The 11,978-nt window shown below is 75.0% G+C and carries 3 protein-coding genes; all 3 read left to right on the forward strand.

Annotated features, from left to right (window positions below):
• The first annotated feature begins 10 nt into the window (after positions 1 to 10).
• Positions 11 to 5,569: a type I polyketide synthase gene (locus tag ACFPZN_RS38050; protein WP_378287366.1), complete on the forward strand. Its 5,559-nt coding sequence runs from the start codon at positions 11 to 13 to the stop codon at positions 5,567 to 5,569.
• Positions 5,570 to 5,630: 61 nt separating this feature from the next.
• On the forward strand, positions 5,631 to 10,496 hold the full coding sequence (locus ACFPZN_RS38055) for a type I polyketide synthase (protein WP_378287367.1): 4,866 nt from the start codon (positions 5,631 to 5,633) through the stop codon (positions 10,494 to 10,496).
• A 47-nt stretch (positions 10,497 to 10,543) separates the two neighbouring features.
• The coding region (locus ACFPZN_RS38060) for a type I polyketide synthase (protein ID WP_378287368.1) at positions 10,544 to 11,978 on the forward strand (1,435 nt) is incomplete at its 3' end.

An 11,978-nucleotide genomic window follows, 5' to 3' on the forward strand; every position in this document is an offset into this window, starting at 1 on the left:
GGTGAGCTGAATGACCGACGAGGCCAAGCTCCTCGGGTATCTCCGGCGGGCGACCACCGAACTGCGCGAGACGCGCAGGCGGCTGGCCGAGACCGAGCAACGCGAGCACGAGCCGATCGCGATCGTCGGGATCGGCTGCCGGTACCCCGGCGGAGTCACGACCCCCGGCGAGCTGTGGCGCCTGGTCGCCGACGGCGTGGACGCCGTGTCGGACTTCCCCCGCGACCGGGGCTGGGACGTCGACGGGCTCTACGACCCCGATCCGGGCCGCAGCGGCAAGTCCTACGCGCGCGAGGGCGGTTTCCTCTACGACGCGGCCGACTTCGACGCGGACTTCTTCGGGATCAGCCCGCGCGAGGCGCTGGCCATGGACCCGCAGCAGCGGCTGCTCCTGGAGACCTCCTGGGAGGCCGTCGAGCGCGGCGGCATCGACCCGTCCCGGCTGCGGGGAAGCCGCACCGGTGTGTTCGCCGGGGTCATGTACCACGACTACGCGGCCCACGTCGACGCCGTGCCCGCGGACCTCGACGGCTACGTCGGCAACGGCAGCGCCGGAAGCATCGTGTCCGGGCGGGTCGCCTACACCCTCGGCCTGGAGGGGCCCGCGGTGACGGTGGACACGGCCTGCTCGTCGTCGCTGGTGGCCCTGCATCTGGCGGCCCAGTCGCTGCGCCGGGGCGAGTGCTCGCTCGCCCTGGCCGGCGGCGCGACCGTAATGGCCACCCCGGACAGCTTCGTCCTCTTCTCCCGCCAGCGAGGACTGGCGCCGGACGGCCGCTGCAAGGCATTCGCGGCCTCCGCCGACGGGGTCGGCTGGGCCGAGGGCGCGGGCGTGCTGCTGGTGGAGCGTTTGTCGGACGCCCGCCGCAACGGCCGTCGCGTGCTGGCCGTCCTGCGCGGCAGCGCCGTGAACCAGGACGGCGCCAGCAGCGGGCTGACCGCCCCGAACGGACCGTCCCAGCAGCGCGTCATCCGTGCCGCGCTCGACAACGCGCAGCTCTCCGCCTCCGATGTGGACGTGGTGGAGGGGCACGGTACGGGGACGCGTCTGGGTGATCCGATCGAGGCGCAGGCGTTGCTGGCGACCTATGGGCAGGGGCGTTCCGCTGATCGTGCGTTGTTGCTGGGGTCGGTGAAGTCGAACATCGGTCATGCCCAGGCGGCGGCGGGTGTGGCGGGTGTGATCAAGATGGTGCTGGCGATGCGGCACGGTGTGGTGCCCGGATCGCTGCACGTGGACGAGCCGTCGGGCGAGGTGGACTGGTCCTCGGGCGCGGTGGAACTGGTGCGCGAGGCCGTGCCGTGGGAGGTGGACGGCCGTCCGCGGCGTGCGGGGGTGTCCTCGTTCGGGATCAGCGGGACCAACGCGCACGTGATCATTGAAGAGGCGTCCGAGGAGGCGTCCGAGGAGGCGTCCGAGGAGGCCGAGGCCGTTCCGTCCGAGCGGACGTCTCCGGGCGGCCCGGCGATGCTGCCGCTGTCGGCGCGGAACGCCGACGCGTTGCGCGAGCAGGCGTCCCGGCTGGCGTCGTGGCTGGACGAGCGCCCTGAGCCGGATCTCGTTGATGTCGGGTACTCGCTGGCGAGCGCGCGTTCGGCGATGGAGCACCGTGCGCTCGTGGCCGGGGCGGACCGGGACGAGCTGATCGCCGGCCTGTCCGAACTGGCCGGAAACGCCGCGCCGCGCACGGACGATCTTCCGGGCGGCCGGACGGCCGTGCTGTTCTCGGGGCAGGGCGCGCAGCGGTTGGGCATGGGCCGCGAGCTGTCCGAGGCGTTCCCGGTGTTCGCGAGCGCGTTCGACGAGGTGTGCGCGGCATTCGAAGGTCTTTTGCCTGAGTCGTTGCGCGAGGTCGTCTGGGAACGCCCGGACTTGATCGACCAGACGGTGTTCACCCAGGCGGGGTTGTTCGCTTTCGAGGTCGCCTCGTTCCGCCTGCTTGAGTCGTGGGGTGTGCAGCCGGAGTTCGTGGGTGGTCATTCGATCGGTGAGCTGGTGGCCGCTCATGTGGCAGGGGTCTGGTCCCTTGAGGACGCGTGCAAGGTCGTGGCGGCACGTGGCCGGTTGATGCAGGCGCTCCCGGAGGGCGGGGCGATGGCCGCCGTCGCCGCCGCCGAGGAGGACGTCGCGGCCCTGCTGGAGGGCGGGGCGGAGATCGCCGCGGTCAACGGCCCGGCCTCAGTGGTGATTTCGGGTGACCAGGATGCCGTCGCAGCGGTGGCCGAGGCGTTGAAGTCGCAAGGGGCCAAGACGACGCGGCTGCGGGTCTCGCACGCGTTCCATTCCGCGCACATGGATCCCATGCTGAAGGGCTTCGCCAAGGAGCTGGCCGCCGTCGAGTTCCACGCCCCGCGCATGGCGCTGGTGTCGAACCTGACCGGCCGGCTGGCCGACCCCGACGAGGTCACGACGCCCGAGTACTGGGTCCGGCACGTCCGCGAGACCGTCCGCTTCTGTGACGGGGTCCGCGCGCTGGAAGCCGAGGGCGTGACCCGGTTCGTGGAGGTCGGGCCGTCGGCGGTGCTGTCGGCGTCCGGCCCGGAGTGCCTGGAGGGCGATGAAGGCGGGTTCGTCGCGCTGTCGCGCAAGGACGAGCCCGAGACCAGGGCCTTCTGCCGGGGAATGGCGCGGTTGTGGAGTTCCGGCGTCTCCCTGGACTGGGAAGCGATCTTCAACTCCGCCGAACGGCGCCCCATCGAGGACCTGCCCACCTATCCCTTCCAGCGCCGGCGCTACTGGCTGGAGAACGACGCCGCCGCGTCCGCGCCCGACCCGACCGGGCTGGGCCAGGTCCCGGCCGGTCATCCCCTGCTTCCCGCCGTGCTGCCGCTCGCCGGTTCGGACGGCGTCGTCCTGACCGGGCGGCTGTCCGCGCAGACCGACCCGTGGCTGGCCGACCACCAGGTCCTGGACGCGATGCTGTTCCCCGGGACCGGGCTCGTCGAACTGGCGCTCCGCGCGGGCGACCAGGTGGACCGCCCGGTGCTGGCGGAGCTGACCCTGGCCGCGCCGCTGATCATCCCCGAGAACGGCGGTGTCTGCCTCCAGGTCACCGTGGAGGCGGACGACGGTTCGGGCGACCGCCACGTCTCCGTGCACTCCCGGGCCGAGGACGCTTCGCCGGAGATGGCGTGGACGCTGCACGCCAGCGGCGTCCTGACGCGTGCGGCGGCGGTGTCCCCAGCCGACCTGACGAGCTGGCCGCCCCAGGACGCGGAGCCTGTTCCGCTCGACGCGCTGTACGAGCGGCTGGCCGAGCGCGGATACGGGTACGGTCCCGTTTTCCAGGGGCTCCAGGCGGCCTGGCGGCGCGGCGAGGAGGTCTTCGCCGAGGTCGACCTGCCGGAGGACGCGGCGCCGGATCCCGCACGGTTCGGCATCCATCCCGCACTGCTGGACGCCGCGTTCCATGCGCTGCTGCTCGACGGGGGCGCGGGACGGGGCGGCGGCGACACCTGGATCCCGTTCGCCTGGACGGGAGTCTCGCTGCAGGCCACCGGGGCGCGGTCCGTCCGGGTGCGGCTCGCCCCGGCCGGAGGCGGGACCGCCGTCCAGATGGCCGACGCGGCCGGGACCCCCGTCGCGACGGTGGAGTCGGTCGTCGCCCGTCCGGTGTCGGCGGAGCAACTCGCCGCGGCGGGCACGCGGTCGCTGTTCCGGCTGGACTGGATCGCCCCCGCGGGCCTCGGCGCGTCCGGCGCGGAGGACACCGTGGACACCGTGGCGATCGCCGGGCCCGGCCTCGACCACGTGCCGGGCGCGGGCCGCCACCGCGATCTGGCCGCGCTGAACGCGATGGTGGACGACGGCGGGTTCCCGCCCACCGTGGTCCTGCTTCCCCACCTGGCGGCCGAGGGGGACGGGGACCGGGAGGTCCTCCCGCGGCTGCGCGCCTCGATCAACGAGGTCCTGGCGCAGGTGCGGGCCTGGCTGGCCGACGAGCGCTGGTCGTCCTCGCGGCTGGTGGTCGTCACGCGGGGCGCGGTGGCCGCGATACCGGGTGAGGGCGTCGCCGACCTGGCGGGCGCCGCGATCTGGGGCCTGGTGCGTTCCGCCGAGGCGGAGAACCCGGGCAGGCTCGTCCTCCTCGACCTGGACGGGCAGGAATCGTCCGAGCGCGGGATCGCCGGCGCCCTCGCCTCCGGCGAGCCCGAGATCGCCCTCCGCAAGGGGGAGCCGTGCGTGCCGCGGCTGTCCAGGGTCGCCGTGGACGCCGGCGCCGGCACCCGGCACGTCTGGGACCCGGCCGGAACGGTACTGATCACCGGCGGGACCGGCGGCCTCGGATCGCTGATCGCCCGTCACCTCGTCGCCGAGCACGGCGTCCGGGGGCTGCTGCTGGCCAGCCGGCGCGGTCCGGACGCGCCCGGCGCCCTCGAACTGCGGGACGAACTGGCGGCCCTGGGCGCCGACGTCCGGATCGCGGCGTGCGACATGTCCGATCGCGGCGCCGTCGGCGACCTGCTCGCGGCCGTCCCCCCGGAGCGGCCGCTGACAGCGGTGGTCCACGCGGCGGGCGTGGTCGACAACGCGGTCGTCGGCGCGCTCACCGAGGCGCAGGTGGAGAAGGTGTTGCGCGCCAAGGCGGACGCCGCCTGGCACCTGCACGAGCTGACCGAGGACCTGAGCCTGTCGGCGTTCGTGCTGTTCTCCTCCGCCGCGGGGCTGGTCCTCGGGGCCGGGCAGGCGAACTACGCCGCGGCCAACACCTTCCTCGACGGGCTCGCCGAGTACCGCAAGTCCCAAGGCCAGGCGGCGACGTCGCTGGCCTGGGGGCTGTGGTCGGGCGAAGCCGGGCTGGGCGCGCATCTGGACGAGGCGGCCGAGCGGCGCATGCACAGGCTCGGCATGCCGCCCATGCCGGAGGAGGAGGGCCTGGCCCTGTTCGACATGGCGCTCGGTGTCCACGAGGACGCGATCCTCGTGCCGCTTCGGCTGGACCTTCCGGCGCTGCGGCGGCGGGAGGACGGCGTTCCGGCGATCCTGAGCGGGATCGTGCGGAGCCCCGTGCGCCGTACCGAACGGGCGGCCGGCCAGGGCGGGGGCGGGGCGGATCTGCGCGAGCGGCTCGCCGGCCTGCCCGCCCGGGACCGCGAGGAGCAACTGCTCGCCCTGGTGCGCACGCAGGTGGCGAGGGCCCTGGGGCACCAGGGCCCGGAGCGGATCGAGCCGGAGCGCGCGTTCCAGGAGATGGGCTTCGACTCGCTCGCCGCGGTCGAACTGCGCAACGCCCTCGCCGCCGCCACCGGGCTGCGGCTACCGGCGACGCTGGTCTTCGACCACCCCAGTTCGGCGGTGCTCGCCGGCCACCTCGCCGAGGAGCTCGCCCCGGCGGACGCCGATCCGGCGGCGCCGGCCCTGGCGGCGGTCGACCGGCTGGAGGCGGTGCTGACGGGCACCGACGCGAACGGTTCGCACGCCCGGATCACCGCGCGGCTGGAGGCCGTGCTGCGCAAGTGGCGCGAGCAGGGCAAGGAGGCCGAGGCCCCTCCGGGCGCGGACGACTACACCGCCGCCAGCGACGAGGAGCTGTTCATGGTCCTCGACGCCGAGCTCGGCGCCTCCTGAACGAACACCGACACGTACATGACGGACTCCGGCGCGTCCTCTGGGAGCTGGTGCACTGACCATGGCCGATGACGACAAGGTCGACAAGCTTCGGAACTATCTCAAGCGCGCGACCGCGGACCTGCAGCAGACCCGCCGGCAGCTCCGGGACCTGGAGGAGCGCTCCGCCGAGCCGATCGCGATCGTGGGCATGGCCTGCCGCTACCCGGGCGGGGCGAACTCGCCGGAGGAGCTGTGGCGGCTGGTCAGCGACGGCCGGGACGCCATCGGGGCCTTCCCGGCGGACCGCGGCTGGGACGTCGACGGGCTCTACGACCCCGAGCCGGACCGGCCGGGCAGGATGTACGTCCGCGAGGGCGGGTTCCTGTACGACGCGGCGGAGTTCGACGCCGGGTTCTTCTCGATCTCGCCGCGCGAGGCCGCGGAGATGGACCCGCAGCAGCGGCTGCTGCTGGAGGTGTCATGGGAGGCGCTGGAGCGGGCCGGTCTGGCCGCGGGCGTCCGGGGCACCGACACGGGCGTGTTCTCCGGCGTCATGTACCACGACTACGCCGGGAGCACCGGCGCGGGCAGCCTGGTCTCCGGCCGGGTCGCCTACACGCTGGGGCTGGTCGGGCCGGCGGTGTCGGTGGACACCGCCTGCTCCTCGTCGCTGGTCTCCGTGCACCTGGCGTCCCAGGCGCTGCGCGCGGGCGAGTGCTCGCTGGCGCTGGCCGGCGGCGTCGCCGTGATGGGGACCCCGGCCATGTTCGTGGAGTTCTCCAAGCAGCGGGGCCTGTCCAAGGACGGCCGGTGCCGGTCGTTCTCCGCGGACGCCGACGGCGTCGGCTGGTCCGAGGGCGTGGGCGTGCTGGTGCTGGAGCGGCTGTCGCGGGCCCTGGCCGAGGGCCACGAGGTCCTCGGGGTGATCCGCGGCTCGGCGGTCAACCAGGACGGTGCCTCCAACGGCCTGACGGCGCCGAGCGGACCGGCGCAGAAGCGCGTCATCGAGCAGGCGCTCGCCAACGCCCGGGTGACCCCGGACGAGGTCGACGCCGTGGAGGCGCACGGCACCGGGACCAAGCTGGGCGATCCGATCGAGGCCCAGGCCCTGCTGGCGACCTACGGCCGGGCGCGTCCGGCGGACCGGCCCCTGTGGCTCGGGTCGATCAAGTCGAACCTCGGGCATCCGCAGGCGGCGGCGGGCATCGCCGGGATCATCAAGATGGTGCAGGCGATGCGCCACGGCGTGCTGCCGCGGACCCTGCACGTGGCCGAGCCCACGCCGAAGGTGGACTGGGCCGCCGGCGCCGTCCGGCTGCTCACCGAGCCGAGGGACTGGGAGGAGAACGGCCACCCGCGCCGGGCCGGGGTGTCCTCGTTCGGCGCCAGCGGCACCAACGTGCACGTGATCGTCGAGCAGCCGCCCGCGGGCGCCGAGCCGGAACGGCTCGCCAGCCCCGGGGAACCGCGCGGGACCTCGGCGGTCGGCGTCCCGTGGCCCCTGTCGGGACGGTCCGCGCGGGCGCTGCGCGCCCAATCCGCCCGGCTCGCCGCGCACCTGGACGACCATCCTGAACTCGACCCCGTCGACATCGGGCACTCGCTGGCGTCCGCCCGGGCCCCGTTCGAGCACCGGGCGGTCGTGACGGGACGGGACCCGGCCGAGCTGCTGGCCGGAGTCCGCGGACTGGCGGAGGGCGACCCCGGAGCCGGAGTCGTCATGGGCACGGCCGACCTGAGCGGCAGAACCGTCTTCGTGTTCCCCGGCCAGGGTTCGCAGTGGGTGGGCATGGCCACCGAACTGCTGGACACCTCACCGGTGTTCGCCGCGCGGATCGCCGACTGCGAGCGCGCACTGTCGGCCTTCGTGGACTGGAAGCTCACCGAGGTCCTGCGGGACTCCTCGGAGGGGAGCCTGGACCGGGTGGACGTCGTCCAGCCGGTGCTGTGGGCGGTCATGGTGTCGCTCGCGGAGGAGTGGCGGGCCTCCGGCGTCCACCCGGACGCCGTGGTCGGGCACTCGCAGGGCGAGATCGCCGCGGCGTGCGTAGCGGGCCTGCTGGGGCTGGTCGACGGCGCGCGGGTCGTCGCGCTCCGTTCCCAGGCCATCGGCGAGATGCCCTCGGGGCGGGGCGGCATGGCCTCGGTAGCGCTGCCGGCCGAGCGGGTGCGCGAACGCCTCGAACGGTGGCCGGGCGAGCTCTCGATCGCGGCGGTCAACGGTCCCGGGTCGGTGGTGGTGTCGGGCGGTTCCGGCGCGCTCGACGAGCTGCTGGCCGAACTGGCCGCCGAGGACGTGAGGGCCAAGCGGGTCCCGGTCGACTACGCCTCCCACTCGGCGCACGTCGAGTCGATCGAGGAGCGCCTGCTGCGGGACCTGGCGCCGGTCAGGCCGCGGACGGGCGCGGTGCCGATGCTCTCCACGGTGACCGGCGACTGGATCGGGGAGGGTGATCTCGACGCGGCCTACTGGTACGCCAACCTGCGGCGAACCGTCGGGTTCGAGCCCGCGGTGCGGACCCTGGCCGAGGCCGGGTACGCGGCGTTCGTCGAGGCCAGCCCGCATCCCGTGCTCACGATCGGCGTCCAGGAGACGCTCGACGACCTCGGCCGCGAGGCCGTGGTGACCGGCAGCCTGCGCCGCGGCGAGGGCGGCCCGGACCGGCTGCTCGGCGCGCTGGCCGAGCTGTACGTCCGCGGCCTCGCCTCGGAGTGGGGCGGCTCGGAGTGGGGCGGCCGTCTCGCCGGAGGCCGCCGCGTCGACCTGCCCACCTACGCGTTCCAGACCCGGCCCTACTGGGTGACCGAGCCCGCCCGTACCGAGTCGCAGGCCCGGCCGGACGAGGCGTTCTGGGCGAGCGTGGCCGAGGGCGACGGAGCGGCGCTGGCGCAGAGCCTGGGCGTCGAACGGGCCGCGCTCGACGGGGTGCTGCCGGCGCTGTCGTCCTGGTGGAAGCAGTCCCAGGACGAGGGCCGCACGTCCGGCCTGCGGTACCGCGTCGACTGGCGTCCCGTGCACGGCGAGCCGGCCGCGTCTCTTCCCGGGGAGTGGCTGGCGCTGGTCCCGGAGAGCGTCGCCGACGAGGAGCCGGCGCGGACGCTGCTCGCCGAGCTCACCGCCGCGGGCGCCCGGATCGTGCGAGTCGGAGCGGACGCGGACGACCGCCGGGCTCTCGCCGACCGGCTCGCGGGCACGGACTCCTCCGTCGCCGTGCTGTCCCTGCTGGCGCTCGACGCACGCGAGCATCCCCAGTACCCCGTGCTGTCCCGCGGCGTCGCCGCCACGATCGCCCTGGTCCAGGCGCTGGGCGACCGCGGCCACACGGGGCGGCTGTGGTGCGCGACGGCCGGGGCGGTGCACGTGCCGGGAGCCGCTGACCCGGTCGACCCGATGCAGGCCGTGGTGTACGGGATGGGCGCCGTCCTGGCGCTGGACCGCCCGGACACCTGGGGCGGCACCATCGACCTGCCCGCCGCGGTGGATCGGCGGGCCGCCCGCCAGGTCGTCGGCCTGCTGGCCGGGCGGACCGGCGAGGACCGCCTCGCCGTCCGGTCGTCCGGCACGTTCGCCGCGCGCCTGGTCCGGGCGCCGCTGGGCCCGGTGGGCGCCCGGCCCGCCTGGAAGCCCCGCGGGACGGTCCTGGTCACCGGCGGCACCGGAGGGGTCGGCGCGCACGTGGCGCGTTGGCTGGCGGCGAACGGGGCCGGGCACCTGCTGCTGACCAGCCGCCGAGGCCCCGGCGCGGCGGGCGCCGACACGCTGGCCGCGGAGCTGTCGGGGATGGGCGCGCGGGTCACGATCGCCGCCTGCGACGTGGCCGACCGGAAGGCCCTGGACGAGCTGCTCGGTTCCCTCGGCGAGGCCGACGCCGTGACCGCCGTCGTCCACGCGGCCGGGGTGCTGCCCGAGCCGGGCCCCATCGACGCCATGGGGCTGGACGCCTTCGCGGACGCCGTCCGCGCCAAGGTCGCCGGGGCACGGCACCTGCACGACCTCCTGACGGACCGGCCCCTGGACGCCTTCGTGCTGTTCTCCTCGGGCGCCGCCGTGTGGGGGTCGTCCGGGCAGAGCGCCTACGGTGGTGCGAACGCCTACCTGGACGCGCTCGCCGCGCACCGCCGCTCCCAGGGACTGCCCGTGACCAGCGTCGCGTGGGGATCCTGGGGCGGCGGCGGGATGGTCGACGAGGCCGCCGGGGAGTTCCTGCGGCGGCTCGGCATCAAGGAGATGGACCCGGACCTGGCCATCGGCGCGCTGCGGCAGGCGCTCGACCGCGGCGAGAGCGGCCTGGTGGTCACCGACATCGACTGGGAGCGGTTCGTCCCGCCCTACACGCTCGCACGGCGGCGCCCCCTGCTGCTCGACCTGCCGGAGGCGCGGGAGGCGCAGCAGGGCGCGGAGTCCGACCCGGACGACGAGGCCGCCGGCTCCTCGGAACTGGCGGAGCGGCTGGCCGGGATGACCGGGACCGAGCGCGACCGGACGCTGCTGGGCCTGGTGCGCGCCCAGGTCGCCGCGATCCTCGGCTACGACGCCGACGAGATCGAGCCCGGCCGCGCCTTCAAGGAGATCGGGTTCGACTCGGTGACGGCGGTCGACTTCCGGAACCGGCTGAGCAGGGCGGCGGGCGTCCGGCTGCCCGCGACCGTGGTGTTCGACCACGCGACCCCGGCGGCGCTGGCGGCCCACCTCGGGACCCGGCTGTCGGCCGGCGGCGACGACGCGCCGATCCAGGCGCACCTGGACCGGCTGGAGGCGTCGATCGCGACGCTGCCCCGCGAGCGGATCGAGGGCGACGGGGTGGTCGAACGGCTCAGGGCGCTGGTGGGACGGCTGACCGAGCCCGCGGCGGACGCGGCGGGCGGCGGCGTGGCGGACCGGCTCGAGGCGGCCTCCGCGGACGACGTCTTCGACTTCATCGACAAGGAGCTCGGCATCACCTGACCGGGTGTGCGGCTTCGGCGAAACGAACGGAATTGGCGAGGCTGGGGATGGCGAACGAAGACAAGCTTCTCGACTACCTCAAGCGGGTCACGGCCGACCTGCACCAGGCGCGCGAGCGGCTGCGCCGGATGGAGGACGCGGAGCAGGAGCCGATCGCCGTCGTGTCGATGGCGTGCCGGTACCCGGGGGGCGTGCGGTCGCCCGAGGACCTGTGGCGGCTCGTCGACGCGGGCGGCGACGCGATCGGGGACGCCCCCGGCGACCGCGGCTGGCGGCTCGGGGACGTCCTCGGCGAGGAGTACGCCCACGAGGGCGGGTTCGTCGAGGACGCCGCCGACTTCGACGCGCGGTTCTTCAGGATCTCGCCCCGCGAGGCCGCCCTCATGGATCCGCAGCAGCGGCTGGTCCTGGAGGTGAGCTGGGAGGCGCTCGAACGGGCCGGCCTCGTGCCCGACCGCCTGCGCGGGACACCGGTGGGCGTCTTCGTCGGCAGCGGCGGCCAGGACTACTCGACGCTCCTGGCCTCGTCCCCTGAGGCGGCCGCGTACCTGAGCACGGCCAGCGCCGGCAGCGTGATCTCCGGGCGGGTGTCCTACACCCTGGGTCTGGAGGGCCCCGCGCTCACCGTCGACACCGCCTGCTCCTCCTCCCTGGTGGCGCTGCACGTCGCGTGCCAGTCGCTGCGGCAGCGCGAGTGCGCCCTGGCGCTGGCCGGCGGGGTGAACATCATGTCCACCCCCGCGCCGTTCGTGGCGTTCAGCACGCAGAGCGGGCTGGCCAGGGACGGCCGGTGCAAGGCGTTCTCCGACGCGGCCGACGGCACGGGCTGGGCCGAGGGCGTGGGGATCGTGGTGCTGGAGCGGCTCTCGGACGCCCGCCGCAACGGGCACCGGGTGCTCGCGGTGGTGCGGGGCAGCGCGGTGAACCAGGACGGCGCGTCCAACGGGCTGACCGCGCCCAACGGCCGGTCGCAGCAGCGCGTCATCTGGCAGGCGCTGGCGAACGCCGGGCTGACCGCCGAGCAGGTCGACGCCGTGGAGGGGCACGGGACGGGGACGACCCTCGGCGACCCCATCGAGGCGGAGGCGCTGCTGGCGACCTACGGGCAGGGCCGCGCGGGCGACCGCCCGCTGTGGCTCGGGTCGGTGAAGTCGAACATCGGCCACGCGCAGGCGGCGGCGGGCGTCAGCGGCCTGATCAAGATGGTGGAGGCGATGCGGCACGGGAGGCTGCCGCGCACGCTGCACGTCGACCGGCCGTCCACGCACGTCGACTGGTCGGCGGGCGCGGTGCGGCTGCTGACCGAGCCGCGCCCGTGGGAGCCGGGTGAGGACCGGCCGCGCCGCGCCGGGATCTCCTCCTTCGGCGTGAGCGGGACCAACGCGCACATGATCGTCGAAGAGGCGCCGCCGGAGGACCCGCCCGAGACCGACGGGGACGCCGGCGGCGAGGGGCGGTGGCCGGCCGGCGGCCTGCCGCTGC

The organism is Actinomadura rugatobispora, assembly GCF_042656285.1.
Classification (GTDB): domain Bacteria; phylum Actinomycetota; class Actinomycetes; order Streptosporangiales; family Streptosporangiaceae; genus Spirillospora; species Spirillospora rugatobispora.

What these genes read in the sequence shown, in the direction of transcription:
- ACFPZN_RS38055 (WP_378287367.1), top strand. Translation starts at nt 5,631, where the DNA reads ATGGCCGATGACGACAAGGTCGACAAGCTTCGGAACTATCTCAAGCGC.
- ACFPZN_RS38050 (WP_378287366.1), top strand. Translation starts at nt 11, where the DNA reads ATGACCGACGAGGCCAAGCTCCTCGGGTATCTCCGGCGGGCGACCACC.